This window comes from Bartonella machadoae, from assembly GCF_022559585.1.
GTDB classification, from domain to species: Bacteria; Pseudomonadota; Alphaproteobacteria; order Rhizobiales; family Rhizobiaceae; genus Bartonella; species Bartonella machadoae.
The window spans coordinates 2,588,300-2,611,891 of the sequence record NZ_CP087114.1; the positions used below are offsets into that span (position 1 = coordinate 2,588,300).

General features: G+C 38.2%; 13 protein-coding genes and 3 pseudogenes. 10 read left to right on the forward strand and 6 right to left on the reverse strand.

Translation table 11 applies throughout. The annotated features are described in order from the left end of the window. Window positions 1–3 precede the first annotated feature (3 nt). From ubiB to LNM86_RS13045, 4 genes and pseudogenes are all read right to left on the reverse strand, one after another. Window positions 4–1,590, reverse strand: coding sequence for a 2-polyprenylphenol 6-hydroxylase (ubiB, locus tag LNM86_RS12260; RefSeq protein WP_241437887.1), 1,587 nt, complete (start codon window positions 1,588–1,590; stop codon window positions 4–6). Window positions 1,591–1,592: 2 nt separating this feature from the next. Then, window positions 1,593–2,375 (reverse strand): bifunctional demethylmenaquinone methyltransferase/2-methoxy-6-polyprenyl-1,4-benzoquinol methylase UbiE, encoded by a 783-nt coding sequence (gene ubiE / locus LNM86_RS12265; protein ID WP_241437888.1) that lies wholly within the window; start codon window positions 2,373–2,375, stop codon window positions 1,593–1,595. A gap of 121 nt (window positions 2,376–2,496) precedes the next feature. After that, window positions 2,497–4,929, reverse strand: a complete 2,433-nt coding sequence (gene gyrB / locus LNM86_RS12270; RefSeq protein ID WP_241437889.1) for a DNA topoisomerase (ATP-hydrolyzing) subunit B — start codon at window positions 4,927–4,929, stop codon at window positions 2,497–2,499. A gap of 335 nt (window positions 4,930–5,264) precedes the next feature. Beyond that, a pseudogene (locus tag LNM86_RS13045) lies at window positions 5,265–5,372 on the reverse strand (tyrosine-type recombinase/integrase); the annotation flags it as partial. Between the two features lie 198 nt (window positions 5,373–5,570). On the opposite strand from LNM86_RS13045, the gene LNM86_RS12275 reads away from it, so the two are divergent. The 9 genes and pseudogenes from LNM86_RS12275 (at window position 5,571) to LNM86_RS12315 (ending at window position 19,291) form a co-directional block, all read left to right on the forward strand. Next, window positions 5,571–6,737 (forward strand): tyrosine-type recombinase/integrase, encoded by a 1,167-nt coding sequence (locus LNM86_RS12275; RefSeq protein WP_241437890.1) that lies wholly within the window; start codon window positions 5,571–5,573, stop codon window positions 6,735–6,737. A 218-nt stretch (window positions 6,738–6,955) separates the two neighbouring features. After that, window positions 6,956–7,162: a helix-turn-helix transcriptional regulator gene (locus tag LNM86_RS12280; protein ID WP_241437891.1), complete on the forward strand. Its 207-nt coding sequence runs from the start codon at window positions 6,956–6,958 to the stop codon at window positions 7,160–7,162. Between the two features lie 100 nt (window positions 7,163–7,262). Then, window positions 7,263–7,821 (forward strand): annotated as a pseudogene (locus LNM86_RS12285) (DUF7146 domain-containing protein); the annotation flags it as partial. Between the two features lie 70 nt (window positions 7,822–7,891). Continuing rightward, window positions 7,892–9,493 carry a YfjI family protein gene (locus LNM86_RS12290; RefSeq protein ID WP_241437892.1) on the forward strand — a complete coding sequence of 534 codons (1,602 nt, stop codon included), beginning with the start codon at window positions 7,892–7,894 and terminating at the stop codon, window positions 9,491–9,493. Between the two features lie 575 nt (window positions 9,494–10,068). Then, window positions 10,069–15,036 (forward strand): DEAD/DEAH box helicase, encoded by a 4,968-nt coding sequence (locus LNM86_RS12295; protein WP_241437893.1) that lies wholly within the window; start codon window positions 10,069–10,071, stop codon window positions 15,034–15,036. A 1,388-nt stretch (window positions 15,037–16,424) separates the two neighbouring features. Further along, on the forward strand, window positions 16,425–17,096 hold the full coding sequence (locus LNM86_RS12300; protein WP_241439022.1) for an LbetaH domain-containing protein: 672 nt from the start codon (window positions 16,425–16,427) through the stop codon (window positions 17,094–17,096). A gap of 84 nt (window positions 17,097–17,180) precedes the next feature. Then, window positions 17,181–17,864 carry an LbetaH domain-containing protein gene (locus LNM86_RS12305; RefSeq protein WP_241437894.1) on the forward strand — a complete coding sequence of 228 codons (684 nt, stop codon included), beginning with the start codon at window positions 17,181–17,183 and terminating at the stop codon, window positions 17,862–17,864. A 73-nt stretch (window positions 17,865–17,937) separates the two neighbouring features. After that, on the forward strand, window positions 17,938–18,435 hold the full coding sequence (locus LNM86_RS12310; protein WP_241437895.1) for a hypothetical protein: 498 nt from the start codon (window positions 17,938–17,940) through the stop codon (window positions 18,433–18,435). Window positions 18,436–18,511: 76 nt separating this feature from the next. After that, window positions 18,512–19,291, forward strand: coding sequence for a hypothetical protein (locus LNM86_RS12315; RefSeq protein WP_241439023.1), 780 nt, complete (start codon window positions 18,512–18,514; stop codon window positions 19,289–19,291). A gap of 759 nt (window positions 19,292–20,050) precedes the next feature. Here LNM86_RS12315 and LNM86_RS12320 read toward each other — a convergent pair. Next, window positions 20,051–20,225, reverse strand: a pseudogene (locus LNM86_RS12320) (integrase); the annotation flags it as partial. 710 nt (window positions 20,226–20,935) lie between these two features. Here LNM86_RS12320 and LNM86_RS12325 point away from each other — a divergent pair. Further along, window positions 20,936–21,820, forward strand: coding sequence for a transporter substrate-binding domain-containing protein (locus LNM86_RS12325; RefSeq protein WP_241437896.1), 885 nt, complete (start codon window positions 20,936–20,938; stop codon window positions 21,818–21,820). 12 nt (window positions 21,821–21,832) lie between these two features. Here the strand turns inward: LNM86_RS12325 and LNM86_RS12330 are convergent, their stop codons facing one another. Further along, window positions 21,833–23,365 (reverse strand): YifB family Mg chelatase-like AAA ATPase, encoded by a 1,533-nt coding sequence (locus LNM86_RS12330; protein ID WP_241437897.1) that lies wholly within the window; start codon window positions 23,363–23,365, stop codon window positions 21,833–21,835. Between the last annotated feature and the right edge of the window lie 227 nt (window positions 23,366–23,592).

A 23,592-nucleotide genomic window follows, 5' to 3' on the forward strand; every position in this document is an offset into this window, starting at 1 on the left:
GGATTAGAAAAGATAAAAAAAGTAAAAAGTGAGGCAAACGCAACAGAGTGCAATGATGAACAGACTATAACGACCATAACGATTAGTGCGACTTTGTTCACGCGCCAGTTGCTTAAGGGTAACCGGTGAAAGATGAAATCCAGTTTTTACCATTTGGTTGAGGTCTTCTTCCATCCGTTGGAAATTTTGTATCAATTGCGGTGTTTTGCGTGCCAGAGAAAGGAGAGTTTGTGAGCCTTCATTGAAGTCTTTTACAATTCCAATGGGTCCTAAATTTTTACCAATCCACTCTCTAACAACCGGTTCAGAGGCTTTCCACATATTAAAATGAGGGTCCAATGTGCGTGCTACACCTTCAACGACAACCATAGTTTTTTGTAGCAATAACAGTTCAGGACGTGTTTGCATATCAAAGAGTTCCGTGACTTCAAACAACAGTGTAAGCAATTTTGCCATAGAAATGCTTTGCGCGGATTGTCCGTGAATGGGTTCACCAATAGCGCGATTTGCTTGAGCAAAGCTCTCAATATTATGGTGTGGGGGCACATATCCTGCTTCAAAATGAGCACGTGCGACTCGATGGTAATCACGGGTAATAAAGCCATAAAGGATTTCGGCAAGGAAATGCTTTTCTTTTTTACCGAGCCGTCCTGTAATGCCTAAATCAACAGCAACAATACATCCCTTTGGATCTACAAATAAATTACCAGGGTGCATGTCTGCGTGAAAAAAACCATCACGCAATGTATGAAGAAGGAAAGATTGAATAAGCGTAATTGCAAGCACTTGCAAATCAAAACCCGCTTCTTTGAGGGCAGAAATTTCAGATATTCTAATACCATCAATCCATTCCATGGTTAAAACATTACGTCCTGTTCTTTCCCAGTCAACTTGTGGAACGCGAAATCCTGTATCCTGTTGAATATTTTCAGCCATTTCTGATATGGCAGCTGCTTCTAAGCGCAAATCCATTTCGATACGTGTCGTTTGTGCCAAAGTATCAACAACACAAACAGGGCGTAGCCGTCGAGAAGCCGGTATATAACGCTCTTGTAAATGGGCAACGAGATAGAAGCTTCTAAGGTCTCTAGCAAAACGTGTTCTGATATTGGGACGGATGACTTTAACAGCACATTTTTTTCTATGACCAGCTTCATCATCGTATTCAGCTACATGAACTTGAGCAATAGAAGCGGCAGCAATAGGGGGATAAAAGTTTACAAAGAGATCATTGATAGAGCGGCCAAGCGAACTTTCAATTTGAGTAATAGCAGCAGCGCAAGAAAATGTTTGCACGCGATCTTGTAGTTGCGCCAAATCTTCTGCAATATCATGTCCGACAATATCGGGTCTGGTAGCAAGAAATTGACCAAGTTTTATATAAGAAGGACCGAGTTTATTAATGGCATAGGAAAGATTTTCAGACCTTCGCTTTTTTTTGGTTTTGCGTCGTGCTAACATACCTGCGATACGATGACAGAATGCTGGAAATCCTTGAAGATCGTCGTGAGGTAGGGCGCTCAAAACGCCTTCACGTGCTAAAACCCATCCTGTGCGCATCAATTGGAAATAAGTAGAAATTTGCACCATTTTTAAATTTTCCAACCTGAATGCAGCGCTGCGATTGCACCTGTAAGATTGCGATACGATATGCGCGAAAAACCGGCTTGCTTGATCATAGAGGCAAAATCATCTTGTTTAGGAAATTTGCGAATAGATTCAACCAAATAACGATAAGCATCACCATCATTTGCAATGATTTGGCCAAGCTTAGGGATAGCATGGAAAGACCAAAGGTCATAGAGTTTATCAAGCCAAGGCATTTCAACATTTGAAAACTCTAAACATAAAAAGCGTCCACCGAGTTTTAAAACACGAAAAGCTTCGCTAAGGGCTTTATCAATATGTGGAACATTGCGAATTCCAAAGGCAATAGTATATGCATCGAAGCTTTGATCTTCAAAAGGCAGCTGTTCAGCATTGGCTTCAACAAAATTAATCAGAGGAGCAAGACCATTTTTTTGTGCACGTTTTTTGCCAACACTAAGCATTGAACCATTAATATCAAGTACTGTAGCATGTGCTTTTTGGCGTGAAGCATTAAGAATGCGGAAAGCGATATCACCAGTACCTCCAGCCACATCAAGCACCTTCCAATTGGCAAGTGCTGGTGGGGAAAGCCATGCAACCATAGAATTTTTCCACACTCGATGGAGTCCTAATGATAAGATATCATTCATCATATCATAGTTTTCAGCGACGGAGTGGAATACACCATCAACCATGGATTGTTTTTGCTCTTCATTAACTTTTGTAAAGCCAAAAGAGCTTTCCATACCACCCTTGGTTCCAACACGTTCTGTTTCAGCTGTCATGTGCATGACTTTCCTTCGTTTTTCTTTTTTTATCGTAGATGAAGTATAGAAGGAATATTCAAATACGAAAAATATCTTATAAAACTGCTATTTTTATACAGCTAGAAACAAAAGAGTACCTTTAGATATCAAGATTGGCAACGCTCAAAGCATTATCTTGAATAAAAATTCGTCTCGGTTCAACTTCATCGCCCATTAAACGAGAAAAGAGTGAATCAGCATCCGTTGCGTCATTGATTTTAACTTGTAAAAGAGAGCGCGCTTCAGGATCAAGGGTTGTTTCCCAAAGCTGTTCAGCATTCATTTCTCCAAGACCTTTATAACGTTGGAGCGTGATACCTTTTTTACCGTTTGTAAAAATACTTTCCAATAAACCCATAGGCCCCAAAATACGTTCTGATTTATCTTTGCGGTGTAGGAGTGGTGGAGGGTTATATATTTCTATGAAACTTTTAGAAACACGATCGATTTGACGCGCATCCGTTGAATTGATCAGTCCTGCATCCAAAGTAATAACATCTTTCACGCCACGTAAAATACGTTCAAAACATAAACTTCCATCTTGTCTGTATTGACCGCTCCAACCACGTTCTATATCATCAGCGATTAAATCAAGGCGTTTTGCAACTGTATCGGCTGTTTTTTGTGCTTTTTCTGGTGTTGCAAAAGTTTCAAGATTAAAAGCCCCAACAATTGCTGCTTGTTCTACAACTGTGCGGTCATAGCGTGTATGAAGACCATTTAAAAGTTGGCGTAACATACGCGCATCTTCAGCGAGTTGGCGCAAATCAGCTCCTGCGCGCATCTCACCTGTTGACAATTCTAGAGTTGCTTCTTCCAATCCAGCATTGATTAAAAATTCCTCGAATGCTGTCTCATTTTTAATATATTGGGAAGATTTCCCGCGCGATACTTTATAAAGGGGCGGTTGAGCGATATAAAGATGTCCCCGTTCAATCAATTCAGGCATTTGTCTGAAAAAGAAGGTAAGCAAAAGTGTGCGAATATGTGCACCATCAACATCAGCATCTGTCATAATGATGATTTTATGATAACGCAATTTATCTGGTGAAAATTCATCTTTACCAATGGAAGTTCCAAGAGCAGTAATAAGAGTTCCAATCATATCTGATGAAAGCATCCGGTCGAAACGTGCTCGCTCGACATTGAGAATTTTACCACGCAAAGGCAAAATCGCTTGATTCTGACGAGAGCGTCCACTTTTTGCTGAACCACCAGCAGAATCTCCCTCAACGATAAAAATTTCTGATTTTGCTGGATCACGTTCTTGGCAATCGGCAAGCTTTCCCGGTAGAGAAGTGATATCAAGAGCGCCTTTTCGTCTTGTGAGTTCACGTGCTTTACGTGCTGCTTCACGCGCTGTTGCAGCTTCTACCACTTTACCAATCAGCAATTTTGCTTCATTAGGATGCTCTTCTAACCATACGGAAAGACCTTCATTGACTAAATTTTCAACAATAGGACGCACTTCAGAAGAAACCAACTTATCTTTTGTCTGAGAAGAAAATTTTGGATCAGGAACTTTGACCGAAAGAATAGCTGTAAGTCCTTCACGACAATCATCACCGGTTAAGTTCACTTTTTCTTTCTTTGCAATGCCTGAAGATTCAGCATAACCATTAATTTGGCGCGTTAAAGCACTACGGAAACCTATTAAGTGGGTTCCACCATCACGTTGAGGAATATTATTTGTAAAACATAACACTTTTTCATGATAGGAATCATTCCACCATAGGGCAACGTCAACACTCATCCCATCCTTTTCATTGGCAATGTAGATAGGGGTATCCAACAATGATTTTTTCGTTTGATCAATATATTTGACAAATTCAATTAACCCACCTTCATAATGAAGCTCAACGGATTGAATGTCAGCATGACGTTCGTCAACGAGAAGAATATGGATACCAGAATTTAAAAAAGCGAGTTCACGCAAACGACGTTCCAAAGTTTCAAAATCAAATTCAACCATTGTAAAGGTTTCAGAACTTGGTAAAAATCTAATTTCCGTTCCACTTTCTGCATCACAATCGCCAATAACGCTTAAAGGAGAATCAGCAACGCCGTGCGTAAATGACATTTGGTGAATTTTACCATTGCGTTTAATCTGCAATTTGAGCCAAACAGATAATGCATTCACAACAGAGACACCAACGCCGTGCAACCCACCTGAAACTTTATAAGAGTTTTGATCAAACTTTCCCCCTGCATGGAGCTGTGTCATGATAACTTCAGCTGCTGAAATGCCCTCTGTCGGATGGATATCGGTTGGAATTCCGCGTCCATTATCGCGAACAGAGCAAGAGCCATCAGCATGGAGAGTGACATTTACAAGGGTAGCATGACCGGCTAAAGCTTCGTCAATAGCATTGTCCACAACCTCATAGACCATATGGTGTAAGCCTGAACCATCATCTGTATCGCCAATATACATACCAGGACGTTTACGTACAGCATCAAGACCTTTGAGAACTTTGATGGAAGCGGCATCATAATCACCATTCTGTATCGGTGAGGTTGTTTCGTCACTCATAAGTTAATCCATTCCTCTATTCGATTTACAATATTTACCAACTTTTTTGAAGTTTAACATTCTGTCCAGTTATCTATGGAATAACCATATCAGATATTTACTGTATATCAGATTGATATTCAACACCTGTTGGTTCACAAGGAAAAAATGATTAAACACATTGTATTACATATCAGAGGCTAAAAACAGGTAAAATTGATTTCAGGAAGTTTATTTGCCACCGAGCTTCATGTCTCTCATGGGAACCAATAATCACTTGGATTTTACAATGACATCAAGCGTGAGATGATAGTGCTTTTTCGTGAGGGGGCATAAAGCACGCTTTTTGTGCAAGCATGCCTTCTACGCATTGCCTCACGTTTTTGTTTCTCACGTTCTTTAATGGGGTCACGACCCTCACGTAAAATAGAACACCACCCAGTTGCACATTCACGGGCTTGTTTTTAAAGAGACATTTCTTTAGCGGACAAGGTATTGATTTATAACGATAATTCATTGTTTTGCATGTTGAATGAGAGTCCATAATACCCTAAGATTCTCTCATTTCAATCTTGTTTATGATGAATCAAACCAAACCATCCCCTTGCACATCACAAGCGGGGCTGATGTGTGGGTAGAAAACAGTTTAGAAAGGAAGAAAAATGCCTTTAATGAATCGTCTTAATGCAAGGGCTGTCGCAACATTGGGGACTGGCAAATATAATGATGGTGCTGGCTTGTTACTTCATAAGCGTAAAGATGGTGGCGCTCAATGGCTTTTACGCTATACCATCCACGGGCGGCGTCGTGAAATGGGATTGGGGGCTTTAAGAGATGTTTCTTTAAAACAAGCCCGTGAATTGGCAACTGGGTGGCGCTCTGTTTTACGTGAGGGTCGTGACCCCATTAAAGAACGTGAGAAACAAAAGCGTGAGGCAATGCATAATCTGCATTATTTAAAAGATATTGCTTTAGATGCTTTTGAAAGCCGTAAAGCTGAACTAAAAGGAGATGGTAAAGATGGTGAATGGTTAGCATCTTTACGCCTTCATATTCTCCCTAAATTAGGTTGTATGCCGATTTCAGAGATTACGCAAACTGATATACGCAATACGCTTGCTCCCATCTGGCATACAAAAGCTGGTGTTGCTTATAAAGCTCTAACTCGTCTCAATCTTTGTCTAAAACATGCTGCTGCCTTGGGTTTGGATGTTGATTTACAAGTAACAGAAAAAGCACGCGCGCTCTTAGGTAAACAACGGCATAAAGTTATTAATAGACCAGCAATGGATTGGAAAGAGATACCGGATTTTTATAAAACGCTTTGCCAAACAACAACCCTAACACAACTGGCTTTACGTTTGCTTATCCTTACAGGGGTTCGTACCTATCCTTTGCGCCATATTCGTGAAGATCAGATTAAAGATGATATCTGGACCATCCCTGCTGAAAATATGAAAGGAAGACGTGATACTACAACAGAATTTCGCGTGCCCTTATCATCAGAAGCATTGGAAATTTTGAAACAAGCGCGTCCTCTCTCTCGTAATGATTTCTTTTTTTCTGCAACTGGTCGTGGTCCGCTTGCTGATAGTTGCATGTCACATTATATGAAGAAAATTGGACTTGATGCTTGTCCCCATGGTTTTCGGTCTAGTTTACGTGATTGGCTAGCAGAAACAACCGATGCTCCTTTTGAGGTAGCTGAAACCATTCTAGGTCATGTGGTCGGGGGTAAAGTAGAGCGTGCTTATCGTCGTACTGATTATTTAGAACAGCGCCGTGTTTATATGGATAAATGGGCGGCTTATGTCACGAGCAAATCTTAAAAGATGGGGTCTTGTACCCCATTTTTATTCCATTATCTGTGGATAACTTTCTCTCTTCGTTCTCTCATTCCGTTTCAATAAGACTCATAAATTATCAAATGAGAAAATACATCATAAAGTACTGTTTTTTATGATTAAACTTACTTTTCAATCTCAGTAAAATATGGTTAATAAATACTTATGATTTGTTACTATTTTTAGATTGAAAGGATTTAGTTATGACTGAAAATGATGTTCTTCTTACAGACCGCGAAAGTGCAAAATTATTGCATATAAGCGTTTCAACATTCCGTCGCCATGTCACCAATGGAGCTTTACCAAAGCCCTTAAAATTTGGTTCTTTATCACGTTGGTTAAAATCGGATCTGATGAATGTGATTGAAAAAGCCAAAACGCAACGTCAACATCTCAGTGATGTGGCATAAAAAAACCTTGTCACGTAAGGACGGACAAGGCTTTCTCAAATTATCGCAAATTGAAAATAGCAAAAACCGTCCTGTGACGCAACGTCTAAGGACAAGAAAAATGTATCATTTTATAAATGCTCGGGGCATTACAAATGCCTTGCGGGGTGTCTGGTATGGTGCTTATGGACTAGCCCGTTGCCCTGCCCATGATGATCAAGTGCCTAGTTTAGCTCTTGCCAATGGAAATGATGGGCGTCTCTTGCTTTATTGTTATGCCGGCTGCTCTTTTAGAGAGATCTTACAAGCTCTTAAGAACATTGGTCTTATCAATACACAAACATGTTTTGATAAAACTTATGATTATAGGTTTTCTCTCTCAAAACAGTTTTGTTGTGAAGATAACAAGGCAAAACAGAAAGCTGCTAAAGCTCAAAAGATTTGGAAGCAAAGTCAACCGATTAAAGGAACCATAGCAGAGCTTTATTTACGCAAGCGTGGTATCACTTGTAACTTGCCTCCCTAGTTTACGCTTTCATAGCAACTGCCCCCATCCCTCTGGGAAAACATTCCCCGCGTTGGTTGCTCTTGTTGAGGGTGGTGGCTCCTTTGCAATCCATAGAACCTTTTTACAAGACAATGGATGCTTGCTGCCCATGCTTATCGCCAAGGCTTCAATGTCTTGATGATGCAAGCCCCCCATGGCTCTGACTTCAACATTTTATTATTAAATTATGAAAGCGAAAAACAATGACAAAACATATTCTAGAAAACAATGAAAATAGTTCTGTAAATGATACTGATAACGATAACACCCCTGTCTCTTTAAAGGAGCATCCCTGTTTACAAGCCATTCCTTATGAACAGGCTTTGCAACAAATGGGATGGGGCGAATTAAAACCGATTAACACCGCTCTTTTACCGGTCGAGCCTTTTAATATTTTACAAATGCCTTATAGACTAAGCAGATATGTTTACGATATTGCTGACCGTCAACAATCGCCTCTCGATTTTGTGGCTGTCTCTGCTATCTGTGCTTTAGCTGCTCTGATTGGCAATGGCGTGCGCATTGCTCCAAAACAGCATGATAATTGGTACATTGTTCCTAATCTGTGGGGGGCTATTATTGGTAACCCTTCTACACGAAAAACACCGGCTTTGAAAACCGCTCTTCAACCCCTTGCTGATCTTCAAACAGAAGCTTTGCAAGCTTACCAACAAAAGAATAAACAAGCAGAGATTGAACAGGCTCTTGAGGCGCTAAACCAAAAACAAAAGAATAAACAAGCCGGCAAAGCTTTAAAGAATGGAGATACCCAAGCTGCCCGTTCTATTTTAGCTGAAAACATAGCCAAAGATAACCAGCATGATGAGGAAAATTCACGTTTTATTGTCAATGACACAACGGTCGAAAAGCTAGGAGAATTACTCAAAGAAAATCCACGTGGGTTACTGTTAGTTCGTGATGAACTTTCTGGTTTTTTAGCAAATATGGAGCGGGTTGAATATCAATCGGAGCGGGCTTTTTATTTGGAAACCTTTAATGGGGATGGTCAATTTACCTATGACCGTATTGGACGTGGAACCCTTCATATTCCCAATGCAACGCTTTCTATCATTGGAGGGATTCAACCTTTAAGGATTATGCCCCTACTTCAGGCAATGCTGTCTGGGAAAGGAGATGATGGTTTATTGCAACGGTTTCAAATGATGGTATGGCCTGATGAAAACCAAGAGTGGGAATGGAAAGATAAAAATCCCAATCAAGAAGCCTATCAAGAATATGAAAAGGTGCTTCGTTCTTTTTATGACAAACCCTTAGGATCACCTAAGCACCCGCGGATCATGCGCTTTGCTGCTAATGCTCAAGAATTGTTTCGTGAATGGTGGGAAAATCATCATAAAGAAATCAAGGAAAGCAAAGTTTCTGTCTCTTACCAAGCGCATCTTTTAAAAATGCCTAAAACCATAGCAAGTCTTGCCCTCATTATCGAACTTGTTGAGGATGGGCGTTTTGAGATCACTTTGCCTTCTCTCTCAACAGCCTTGCGTTGGTCAAGCTATCTGTTAAGCCATGCGAAACGGTTTTATACTGCGGGCGATATCTTGGTAAAGGAGCGTGCAAATTTGATTATAGAACGTTGTAATTGCTTACCTGAGGTTTTTACTGCTCGTGATATCTACAGACGCTGCTGGACGCATTTAAAAGACAAGGAAGCGGTCAAACAAGCTTTAGAGCTTTTATGCCATACAAACCACATTCGCAAAAAGTTTATAACCCATCAGACAAGTAAATCGAGTACCTACTATGAATGGCATCCTTTGGTAAAAAACGAGAATGCAAGGCAATAAAGCGAATGAACAAAAGATGATTTTAAAGAGTGCTGGCAAAAGAGAAAGATATGACCTGAATGAATAACCATAACTCAGGTCATATTCTTGTCGGTCGTTGTCGGTTGATTTACCCCCCTCATTTTAAAAAACACCTTTTAGCAAAAAGTAAAAAACATTACATTTCAATATGTTATGATATTTTTACAAAAAAACCATCCCAATAAGATGATCTGTATAGAGAATTAATAGGATCACTTGAATAAAACCTGTCAGTATCTGTCAAAAAATTTAACTGACAGCAATTATGATATTTTGTGATCATAAAACACTTCAAAACAATCATTTTGATCTCTTAAAACACGGTTTGAATTTGTCTTTATTTCCGTAAAATGAATAGTAAATTTCAATACTTTGCTGTTTATAGGCTGTTTATAATTGCAACTTGTTAAATTTTTTTAACGCATTTGATAGGTTTTCTGGCGATTTTCTCCCATTTCAGACTCGATATTTATCCTAAATGTATTTAATAAACTCCATTTCGATTCTTTCGAAGTTAATTGATAAATGTCATAAGACTATGGAGTTTCTCTATAATGCTTCAATCCATCAATTCTGATAATAAACAATCCTCTTTACGCTCTCTCTTACAATCTTATCGTAATAAAGCACAATCGCCCCGTGAATTAGGAACTCTTTTCGAAAACCTTGTCATGGCTTATTTGACCCATGACCCGCTGCAATGCCAAGAATACGAAAAGGTTCAAACCTATTGCGATTGGGCTAAAGAGCGTGGGGAAGATGGTCGTGATATTGGAATTGATTTGGTTGCTAAAATCCGTGATCAGGAAAGCTATGCTGCCATCCAATGCAAATGCTATGACGCCTCTTATTGCATTAAAAAAGAAGATATTGATAGCTTTATTGCTGCCTCTGGAAAAAAGATCTTCTCCCGTCGCATTCTTATTGACAGCACTGAAAGTGATTGGAGTGATAATGCTTCTCATACCTGTGAAGGACAAGAAATCCGTATTCAACAGATTAATCTGTTTGATCTCGAAAACAGTCAAATCGATTGGAGTGCCTTTGAAGAAAAAGGGGATGTTGTTCTTAAAGAGCAAAAGAAGAAAAAGCTTTTAGATCATCAGATAGAAGCACTGGACGCTGTTTGTGAGGGTTTAAAAGAAGCAGACCGTGGCAAGCTGATTATGGCTTGTGGAACAGGTAAAACATTTACAAGTCTTAAGATAGCAGAAACTCTTGCTGGTCAAGGCAAGCGTGTTTTGTTTTTGGTACCTTCTCTTGCTCTTATGTCACAAACCATCAGAGAATGGACAAGCGATACACAAGTTCCGTTGCGTTCCTTTGCGGTGTGTTCTGATACACAAGTTGGCAAGCGGCGTAAAAACCAAGAGGATGCTGCTGATTTTAACGCATCTGATCTTGTCCTACCTGCTACAACAGATGCAAAAGAGCTTGCTAGCAAAGCCAATAAAATTTCATCTGATGTGATGACTGTGGTGTTTTCGACTTATCATTCCATCCAAGTGATATCCGATGCACAAAAGAACTATGATTTACCTGAATTTGATCTAATCATTTGCGATGAAGCCCATAGGACAACGGGCGCTGTATTGGGTACAGACAACAGTGAATCAGAGTTTGTTAAGGTTCATGATAACAGCATTGTTCAGGGCAAAAAACGTCTCTATATGACAGCAACACCAAAGATCTTTGCTGATAATGCCAAAAAACAAGCCAATGAAATTAATGCTGTGTTAGCATCCATGGATGATGAAGATCTTTATGGAAAAACCCTTTACACTTATACCTTCTCAAAAGCCGTTCAGAATAACCTGTTAGCACCTTATAAGATTATTGTCTTGGGTGTGAATGAAGAAGCAGTGGCTCAATCCATTCAACATCTTATGACCGATGATAATTATGAACTTATCCTTGATGATAAGACCAAAATCGTAGGCTGTTATCAAGCTCTGAGTAAAATCGATTTGAAGGTTGATTTAAGTGATGACCCTAACCCCATGCGGAGGGCATTGGCTTTTTGTAAAGATATTAAAACCTCTGAACGCATTCGTGATACCTTCAATTCTGAAGAAATTCAGTCTGAATTACGGACTCTTTATGAAAGCTATAAAAAGACCTCCCCTCTTCATTGTAAGTTTGAACATATTGACGGAAAACAAAGTGCTAAAAAACGTAATCAAGTCCTTGATTGGTTAAAGGAAGATGCGGGGGAAAATGTTTGTCGTGTGTTAAGCAATGTCCGTTGTCTCTCTGAAGGTGTGGATGTTCCTGCTCTTGATGCGGTGATGTTTTTACACCCGCGCAAAAGCCATGTCGATGTGATACAAGCGGTGGGGCGTATCATGCGCCGTGCCAAAGGCAAAAAAAGAGGCTATATCATTCTACCGGTTGGCGTTCCTGCGGGGATTTCTGCTGAACAGGCTTTAAGACACAATAAGAGATACAAGGTTGTCTGGCAAGTCATCAATGCCTTGCTTGCCCATGATGAGAATTTTGAGATAACCCTGAACCAAATGATTTTAGGGCAAGATGTAAGTCATACCCTAGAGATTCTTGCCTTAGACAGCATGACTGCGGTTGAGGATAAAATCTCAATCTATGAAAAATCAGAAAGTGTGGGATTGAAGATAGGAAAACCCGCCTATGAACCTGCTCAAAGTGTTGGAGTACAAACAAGATTACCCTTTTTTAAAGAGTTCCGTAATGCTCTGATAACCCTTCTAACGAAGAAATTTGCCATTACGGATTATTGGGAAAACTGGGCTGGCAATGTTGCTGAGATTGCACAAAACCATATCAACCGCCTGCAAAACATGCTTGCTGATGAAAAGAGTGAAGCCTTTCATGCTTTTGAGAGCTTTTATCTCGAACTAAAGAACAATTTAAACAGTGATATCAAGCAAGAAGAAGCCATTGAGATGCTCGCACAGCATCTTGTGACGCGTCCTGTGTTTGAAGCTTTGTTTGATGGCAATCAATTTGTTCAAAACAATACCATCTCGCAAGCGATGGAAAAGATCTTAGCTGTGTTGGATGAGACCAATATTGAAGAAGAGTCAAAAGAACTTAAAGAATTCTATGATAGTGTAAAATTACGTGCTTCTGGGATTACCACCCCGCAAGCAAGACAAAACCTCATCATTACTCTTTATGAAAGTTTTTTTGCCAAGGCGTTTAAAAAGACAACAGATAGGCTTGGCATTGTTTACACCCCTGTTGAGGTTGTCGATTTTATTATTCGCTCTGTTGATGATGTGTTGCAAAAAGAATTTGGCAAGAGCTTGGGATCACGAGGTGTTTCTATTCTTGACCCCTTTACGGGAACAGGTACCTTTATAACGCGTTTATTACAATCCAACCTGATAAAACCAGAAGATATGGAATATAAATTCCGTCATGATATCCATGCCAATGAGATTGTCTTGCTTGCCTATTACATAGCAGCGATTAATATTGAATCGACCTATCATAGTCTTATGAAAGGAGATTATATTCCCTTTAAGCATATTGGTTTGACTGATACGTTTCAGAGGGTTGAAAAACAAGATCTAATGAAGGGCTTACTAGAGGAAAACAGCGCCTATTTAGAACTTCAGAAAAAACTCAATATTGAAGTGATTATTGGTAATCCCCCTTATTCTTTGAGACAAAAAAGTGAAAATGACAACGCCCAAAATACCCCTTATCCACTCTTAGATAAACGTATCAGTGAGACTTATGCCGCTCATTCAAAAGCAACGAGTATGCAAGCTCTGTACGATAGCTACATCCGTGCCATCCGTTGGGCAAGTGACCGTATTGAGAATGCTGGGGTTATCGGCTTTGTTACAAATGCAAGTTTTATAGATGCAAATTCTATGGATGGTTTACGCAAGTGTTTAGTTGAAGAATTTAGCAGCCTTTATATTTTCCATTTACGGGGTAATCAACGAACCTCTGGAGAACTTTCTCGAAAAGAAGGAGGTAAAATTTTTGGTTCTGGATCACGCGCACCTATTGCAATCTCTATTCTCGTAAAAAATCCAAATGCACAACAGCATGGTAAAATATACTTTCGTGATATTGGTGATTATCTCACGAGGCAAGAAAAGCTTACGATAATCGATTCCCTTAGTAGTATTGATGGCATTACACGGAGTAATCGCGGTTGGCAAATCATTACACCAGACAAGCATGGTGATTGGATAAATCAACGTGATGAAAGTTTTAAAGCGTTTTTAGCCATGGGTGTTAAGGAAGGTCATAATGAAAAGATCTTTGAAACATTCTCTTGTGGTATAGTAACCAGTCGTGATGCTTGGGTATACAACTCAAGTCGTAAGATTTTAGCAAAAAATATGCGTAATATGATTGCGTTCTATAATAGCGAGGTGGAACGTTTTAACGAAACCTATCCACATACTGACCGTAGAACACGTGCAAAGGCTGTGAACAATTTTGTCAATTCGGATACACAAAAAATTAGTTGGAGCCGTGCGCTTAAACAAGAATTAGCAAAAAGAAAAGTTTTTGAATTTGAAGAGACATGCCTTACTCGAAGTCTATGTCGTCCTTTTACACGACAGTGGCTCTATTATAATCGTGCTTTCAATGAAATGGTTTATCAAATGCCCCGTATATTCCCTATGGGAAAAGCAGTTGATAATAGGGTGATACAAGTTACTGGCGTAGGAGGGAAAAAAAGCTTTTCTGTTTTGATGAATAAAAATTTACCTGACTTGAACATGATGGATGGTGCTAGCCAATGTTTTCCATTGTACCTTTACGAAGATACTGCGCTTTCAAAAAATAGAAGTAATAGCCAATCCCATTTATTTACAGATTCTACAGAAGAAAGCGAAACTGCTGGTTTACAACGTCGTGATGCCATTACTGATGAGGGATTAGCACATTTTAAAGCTGCTTATCCTAATGAGACCATAACGAAAGATGATATCTTCTATTATGTTTACGGACTCTTGCATTCAGAAGATTACCGTGCTCGCTATGCTGATAACCTCTCTAAAGAACTCCCTCGCATCCCTTGCGTAAAGAGTGCTGAGGATTTCTGGGCATTCGTTAATGCTGGTCGTGAATTAGGCAATTTGCACGTCAATTATGAAACCGTAGAGACTTATCCCGTGACCTTTAAAAAAGGCAATCCAAAACTTACAGAGATCTCTAATCCCGAAAAGTTTTATTACGTTACAGAAATGAAATTCGCAAAAATCAAAAATAGTAAGGAAAAGGATAAGTCTACAGTTATTTACAATAGCAATATCATAATAACAGATATACCTAAGGAAGCTTATGAGTATATCGTGAATGGTAAATCTGCTCTTGAATGGGTTATGGGGCGTCAATGTGTAAAGACTGATAAAAAGAGTGGCATTGTTAATGATGCCAATCGCTATGCTCTTGAGACCATTGGAAACCCTGCTTATCCATTGGAATTGTTCCAAAGGGTTATTACGGTAAGTTTAGAAACAATGAAAATTGTTAAAAACCTGCCAAATTTGGAATTAAGAGAAACTGAATAGATTTATGAATCATGCCAATCTTATAAGGAGTATAGATCTTATAACCATCATCTATACTCTCTTATTAGGTTGCGTACTTATAATCTTAAAGGAATGATTTACCATGCGCTATTCTAAAAAGAGATGATAAGATTTTTTACATTGCCTTTAAAAGATTAACTCGCAATCTAAAATGATGCTATCATATCTTGCAAAAGCTCTCTTTAAAGAGAAGAATGAATCTCTCTATTTTTTACTCTTTTAATGACTTATTTTCGTAAAAATAAATCACACCCAAAACCTCCAAAACACCCAAAACATATAACATTGGTTGTATTTACATACTATATTGTCAATTTTAGTCAACTATTGGTTGTTATTTAAAAATTGATAAAAAATTAACCTATTGAAATATAATACTTTTTATTTTTTGCTAAAAATTTTTTTAAAATGCACCCCCAAAAGAACACCCAAAACCCCCAAAACCCCCAAAACCCCCAAAACCCCCAAAACTTATAAAATTAATAGCTATAAAAGCCTTGATAGCATTTCTCATAATCACGAGCTGTCTTTTGAAAGGCTTTAAAGATTCATATGTTCCTTATAAGATATTGTCTTTTCAATAATATTAATGAAACTGATAAAAGAGACAAAAGCCCATAAAAAGGTATTTTGATAAGGATGTAAGAATTCAAAATGTTTTTATAAAAATCAAAACCGCATGATCATATTATCCTTTTATGAGAATGAATCAAAACAATAGATTTGAATCAAAAGCGCTGGTTATAAAGACGCGGTCTCTATTAAAGCTGTTTAAATTACAAACCTCTTATAAAAAATTCACAAAAATATTCACAAGTTATCTCATAAAAATAATGATGCGTTATAAAGTTAAAAATAGGCATTATGAGAGCGTTCTTAGTTATTATGATGTTTAAAAGAGAAAAATAACGAAATTGCGTAATATAGAGTCAAATAGAGACAATAAAACAGAAAATATTCATAAGCATATGACGCATATTTATACACAATGGCATAAAAAAATAATTACAAAAAACACAAAAAACAATAAAATATGGTTGACAATAAATACGTATTTTGTTATATAAATAATCAAGTGATGAAAACACTAACCTAAAGCGGATGGGTTACGAAACAACCTTTCCCATTTATAAAAAAACTGACTGTTTTTTATGCTCTTGTTAGTATATAAAGATCTTGTCGGGTGTGGTTATGCTATACAAGACCTTTATAGGGAAAGCATACAACGGACTTTAGGCCGTGTTTTCAACACCCGGCGCCTTTATAGGGTGTCTAATTGAAAACATTATAAACCTAAAGGAGACACTAGCTATGAGCGCTACTGTTAAAAATAGAAAATCATCCAAAAATATGAATTGACCAATGAAATGGATTTTATGACTGGTCTCACATTGTACCGTATCCGTGCTTTAAAAGACTTTGGTGATGTGAAAAAAGGGGATCTAGGCGGTTTTATCCAAAAAGAAAGCAACTTATCACATAAAGGCAATTGCTGGGTTTATGATAAAGCCCGTGTCTTTGAAAATGCAAAGGTTTCAGGCAATGCAAAAGTAAAAAGCTATTTTGTAGACGTTTGTGGCAATGCAAAAATTTATGGAAATGCTATTTTCGAATCTATTTTTATGGGGGGCAATGCGCGCCTTTATGGCAATGCTCATATTAAAGGGGCGGTTGTTATTGAAGGCAATGCAAAAATTTATGATAACGCCTCTGTAAGTGGGCATGCTCATATTTCTGATGATGCCGTGATTTGTGATGATGTTCAAATTGGAGGCAATGCAAAAATAAGCGGCGCTGCTTATATTTGTGGTAATTCTTATGTCATTGATGATGCTGTGGTTTGTGGGGCTACCGTATCTGGTTATTCTTGTATTCATAGTGACGCCTCTTTATCATCTGATGATGATATTTATGATGCAGCGGTTCCTGAATTTGGTAGTGAGGATGATTATTATCGTCATGAATATTATGATGATTATGGTTATGATGATGATTACCAATATGATTGCAATTCTGAAGATGCAAATCAAGCTGCGTAAATAACACCGCGGGCGCGGCGGGGGCGCCCCTTCTTAAGAACATTTCATTCAAATTTTATCCATTATTTAGATTGGGAGCTCCCTATGACCACTATAAATGTATCTAAAATTGTATCCAAAAAATATGAATTAACAAATGAAACGCATGTCGTTGGTAATCGTACCCTTTATCGCATTCGTGCATTAAGAGATTTTTCTGATGTCAAGGCTGGTCAATTGGGTGGTTTTATTGAGAATGAAAATAATCTCTCTCATGATGGTAATTGCTGGGTTTATGATGATGCGTGGGTTGCTGACAATGGCGTCGTGTCTGATAATGCGCAAATTTTCAATTATGCTAGCGTTTTCGATAATGCAACGGTTTGTGACAATGCAAAGGTTTTTGATTGTGCAAAAATTTATGACAATGCAAAAATTGCTGATAATGCTAGGGTTTTTGGAAGGGCTTTTGTTTACAATCATGCCTGTGTTTTGAATAATTCTGAAGTTTCTGACAGGGCTGTTATAAAAGGCAATGCAAAAATTTATGATAACGCTTTGCTAACTGGCTATGCGCAAGCTTATGGGAATGCAAAGATTTTTGGTAACGCACAAGTTTGGTTTTTTGCTGTGGTTTGTGATGATGCTTGTATTTATGACAATGCTAAAATTACAGGTGGTACATACATTTGCAATAAAGTGAGTGTTTTTGGTAATTCATATATAGATACAAAAAAATTGAATGGTAATATCAAAATTTGTGATCAAATCATAAATAAAGCAGCATAAATCACGGCACGGGGGGCGCCTGCTTTCCAAAATTCTTTCATTTCAAATCTCATATTCTATAAGGATTGTTCCTATGCAAAAGAAATTTGCACTTACAAATGAAACGCGTCTCTTTGGTAATCGCATATTTTATCGCATTCAGGCTTTAAAAAGCTTTTCTGATGTCAAGGCTGGTCAACTCGGTGGCTTTATCGAAAATGAAAGCAACCTCTCTCATGATGGCAATTGCTGGGTTTATGGTAATGCTCTGGTTTTAAACTCAGGTCGGGTTTCTGAAAATGCTAGGGTCTATCATAACGCTATTATCGCTGGTTATGTCTATGGCAATGCTATCGTTCTTGGTAAATCGATCATTTATGACCATGCCCATGTCTATGGCAATGCACAAATTTATGATCACGCCCGTGTCGTCAATTATGTTCATATTTATGAAAATGCTAATAGTCACGGCATTGTTATGATTTTAGAAAAGACTCGTGATGATATTGAAACAAGGTCTTATATCGAATTGCTTTCCGATAATGAAATAAAAATCATCTGGCTGCGTAATAAAGCCTTTTTAAATCTTTAAAGCGCGGCGGTCATTCCCTTTTTCCAACATTTTCCATGCAACTTTTTTCACAAGAGAGATTGTGAGGGGTCTTATGATGTCCAAAAAATACAAACTAACTAATGAAACAAAACAACTGAAAGATAAAATTACACAAAAAATTACAACGCTTTATCGCATTCAGGCTTTAAAAAGCTTTTCTGATGTCAAGGCTGGTCAACTCGGTGGCTTTATTGAAAAGGAAGAAAATCTTTCTCATAACGGTCTTTGCTGGGTTTATGATAATGCATTGGTTTATAAACATGCCCGTGTTTATGACAATGCAAAAATACGAGGCAATGCGCAAATTTGTGGTCTTGTCTATGGCAATGCTCAGGTGCATGATAAGGTGTTTATTTCTCAATATGCAAAAATTTATGACAATGCATTTGTTTATGATAGTGCGCATGTGGCGGGCTATGTTTATGGCAAGGCTCGTGTCTATGGCAATAGTCGCGTTTCAATTGAAGCCCATGTTTATGGCAATGCGCATCTTTTTCATAATAGTTATCTTTTTGAATATGCAAGGCTTTATGGCAACGCTAGAGTGTTAGGCTCTGCTTGTCTTTTTAGCACTGCGCGTGTTTATGGCTATGCTGTTGTTAATAGCCGTGCAAAGATTTATGGCAAGGTTTATGATTATGCAAAAGTGAGTGGCTGTGCACAAATTTATGGCTCTGTTTATGGAAAAGCTCAGGTTTCCCATACGATCAAGGTCTTTGGTCGTGCTTGTGGGCGTGCAAAACTGAATCGAAGAAGTGAGATAAGAGAGGTTCCAAAAAATAAGGAGGTTAATAAGAGCGATATTCTTATCGAGATTGTTGATACTGAAGAATAATAACAAATGCGGGGGGCGTTGGTTTCATGCCATTTCAAAAGACAAGAATACAAAAAAGAAAGCCGTGCCATTTTACGTGACGCGGCTTTCATGTCTCAACTCTAATGGAGTAATAAATGCATATATACAAAACGTATTATATTGCAAGCTTTGTATTCGCTTTATAAAAACTTATCCCAAATAATATAAAGGAATGATTATGAAAGCGTTCTTTGAGATCATCACATTTAAAAGCCTATTAGCTTTGTGATGGTTTAAAACCTATTCATAACAATGCCCTCATTTTTAAAGCGGTTAATTTGAAAAAAAGCACCTTCTCAAAACGCTTTGTAAAGTTATATCAACTCTCAACTTCTCTCTGCTTATGAAAAAAGATGCCCTCATTTTTGAGGAGTCCTTAATCACCCAATTCAAATTGCATTTATTACTTTAACCGTATTATCAAAACAGCTTTTGAAACGTGTTTTGCATTCTATCATTAAAAGCATATCGTTTTAACAATGCGATTTATTATGATAAAAACGTCTTGTAAAATTTATGACCTGTTATGACTGATAACTGCTTTGCATTTCATTTGAATGCTCTCATGTGTTATAACATTGGCATCATGATTTGCTTTTTATGCTCTGTTTATAGATGGCTATTGTTTGTAAAAAATGGTCAATTGAATCGTGCATAAAAGTGTGGATTCTTAAGAGGATTCATATAAAATAAATACATATAATATATTGACTTTATTATGTTTTTTTATATAATACCATTTCTTAAAGCGCCCAAGCCCATTTCACGACGGTGCCCACGTATGGTATAACGTAAAAGCCATTGAGCACCACCATCTTTACGCTTATGAAGGAGCAAGCCGGCACCATCATACTATTTGCCAGCCCCCAATGTTGCGATAACCCTTGCTATTGAGACGATTCATAAGAGGCATTTTTACTTCTTTCTAAACTGTTTTCTACCCACACGATAACCCCGCTTATGACGTGCAAATAAGTGACTTTAATTGATTCAAAATGAAATGATTTGAGATGAGAGAATCTTACAATATTCGGGGGTTTCATTCAACATGCAAAACGATGAATTATCGTTATAAATCAATGCCTTGCCTACGGTGTAGAAATGCATGATTTAATAGAATTCTGTTATTTTTGTGTGTCATTTTAACATAATGTTTTAAACGGGTGATATTTTTTCGCATCATATTTTGGGTATGTAAGGGATTTGGATAAAACTCTCTGGTGAAACCAGAAATATATACAGCTTATTGTCTAATAGAAGAAAAATCAAAATGCGTTTTTTTAAAGAAAAATTTTGCGTTTGTAAAAAACATCAGAAAGATTCTTGGTTTAACAAAGATGCTTAGAAGAAAATAAAATCAAGGAGAGTTCAGTTTTTTATTGACATTTCAGGCTAAAAAATCACTTCCTTACAAAGGATTTCCTTTTGTGCATTTGCATTAAGGATTTTTCGAGAAAACATCTTTCCATCTGTTCTGAAAATGAGAGCGAACCTGTTGTTTTTGACAGTTTTTGGAGAATAGCAGCGATTTTAATCCATAAAGGAACAGATATTTCAGTGAAGTGCATTAGATATTATAGTTGAGAAGAATTGTATTATCACTTTGAACATGGGGGGAGAATTTTGCCAATAAAAAAACTTATAAAGGGACTCAATGTTCTTATTGGAGTTTTATTCGTAAAATGGGGTTTTTTATTTTCCTCTTTCGTAGAAGCTGAAACAACAGCAGGGCTTCCCTCTTTTTTTGGTGCGCATGAACATTTTCTACAGCCTGATACAAAAGATATAACGCGTTTGCGTTTTGTAACAACATTTGATTTTCCTCCTTTTAATTTTCTTGACAAAACAGGACATCTTGCAGGCTATAATATTGATTTATTGCGCGCTATTTGCGCAAAATTGAACCTTGAAACAGTTTGTGAGGTAGAAGTTGTTCCTTGGCAAGAGCTCATAGATCACGTCAAAAATGGTGGTGCAGAAGTTATCATTGCAGGTTTAAAAGAAACAATGAAAACACGTAAAGATCTTTTTTTTACAAGGTCTTATTTACGTTTTCCAGCTCGATTTGTTGCATCTCAATTTATAGCGTCTCAATTTGTAAATTTCGATGGACCAATAAGCGATAAATTAACATATTTAAACAGTGGATTATTGTTTAACAGTGCTCACGAAAAGCTGTTCCATAGTTATTTTCCTGAAGCTAAATGGCAAGGATTTAAAGACAGGGCAGAGCTTTATCAAGCACTCCAAGATCATAAAATTGATCTTATTTTTGATGATGGATTTGCTTTATCATTATGGCTAAATGATGCAAAATCAGCTGATTGCTGTCATTTTATTGGAGGAGCGTATATAGCTCCTCAGTTATTGGGGCAGGGAATGCAGCTTGCTGTTGCCAAAAAGAACGAAAAATTAATTAATGTACTGAATTATGCTCTAAAATCTTTAGAAAATGATGGCAAGCTTGCGGAACTTTATCTGCGTTATTTTCCAATTGGTTTTTATTGATAAAAATTTTTCTCAAGAATGTGCCGTTAATCTTTCAGTGCCCAACCGGTAAGAAATAGCTTCCGCGAGATGATGGCGTGATAGGTGGTCCGCTTCCTCGAGATCAGCAATGGTGCGTGCAACTTTGAGGATGCGATGATAGGCGCGTGCAGAAAGGCGCATTTTCTCACTCACATCTCGTAAGAGTTTAGTAGCATTCTGGTCAGGAACGGCAATTTGTTCGATGATTTTAGCAGGACAATCGCCATTGGTACGAATATGGTCAAGACCCAATGTTTTAAAACGTTTTTCTTGAATGGCACGACATTGTGCCACACGTTTTGCCACATCACAGCTTTTTTCTGATTGTTCTGGTTGCATAAGATCCATAGCTGTGAGTGCAGGGACATCAATCCGTAAATCAATTCGATCGAGTAAAGGACCAGAAATACGGGATTGATAGTCAATTTGGCAGCGTATTCCTTTTGCACAAACATTGTCTTTTTCTCCTGCCATACCACATCGACAAGGGTTCATAGCAGCGATGAGTTGGAAGCGAGCAGGATAGCTGATATGGTGATTCGCGCGGGCGATGACGCATTCTCCACTCTCTAAGGGTTGACGAAGAGAATCGAGAACTTGTGGAGAAAATTCCGGCAATTCATCGAGAAATAAAACGCCATTATGCGCCAGTGAAGCCTCTCCTGGTCGTCCTTTAAGTCCACCACCGACCATTGCAGCCATGGAAGCAGAATGATGCGGAGCACGAAACGGACAATGGAGTGAAATGCTCTTATGGTTTGTTTCTCCTGTGATAGAAGCAATCAGAGAAACATCTAAAAGTTCACGACTATCAAGAGGGGGCAAAAGAGAAGGTAAGCGTTGCGCTAACATAGATTTTCCTGCGCCCGGAGGACCGACAAACAAAAGATTATGCCGCCCAGCAGCGCAAACTTCTAATGCGCGTTTGGCCGTTTTTTGTCCTTTAATTTCGCAAAGATCTGGAAGATCGGTTTGAATGGTATATTGGCGTGGTTGTGGACGTTTTTGAATTTGGGTTCCTTTAAAATGATTGACCATGGTAAGAAGAGTTTCGGGAGCGAGAATATTCATCTCTTCATGAGCCCATGCTGCTTCAGGTCCGCATGGATGGGGACAGATCAGTCCTTTATCGAGTGCTAAAGCTGTCATTGCGGCTGGTAAAACGCCATTGACAGCTGTGATAGAACCATCCAATGATAATTCGCCTAAAATAACGTAATCTTGTGCGACTTCGGGAGGAAGAATCCCCATAGCAAGCATTAAGCCTACAGCAATTGGCAAATCGTAATGCGATCCTTCTTTAGGTAAATCAGCTGGTGCAAGATTAATAGTCACACGTTTGTTAGGCAGTGAAAGCCCACAAGCATGAAGGGATGCCTGCACCCGTTCACGACTTTCAGCGATTGCTTTATCGGCTAATCCAACAATAGCCATTCCTATTTTACCAGGGGAAATCATGACCTGTACATCAACAGGTACTGCTTCTAGACCGCGAAAAGCAACAGTTGTAATACGCGCGATCATCAGTTTATTCCCCCCTTTCAGCTTAGCAGAGACAAGCATATCTCTGCATAAAAATCAAGCAGTCTCTATGGTTTTTGCAGTGAAGAGATCTATATATCTATGCAAGCTTTTTTTAGTGTAATTGTGAAGAATAATTTGCACAAATTTAACCATGATTACATGCGGTTAAATAAATCATTTATAATGCGTTAAGTGAATATGGTAGGAAAAAAAGAAGCAAGGTTGTT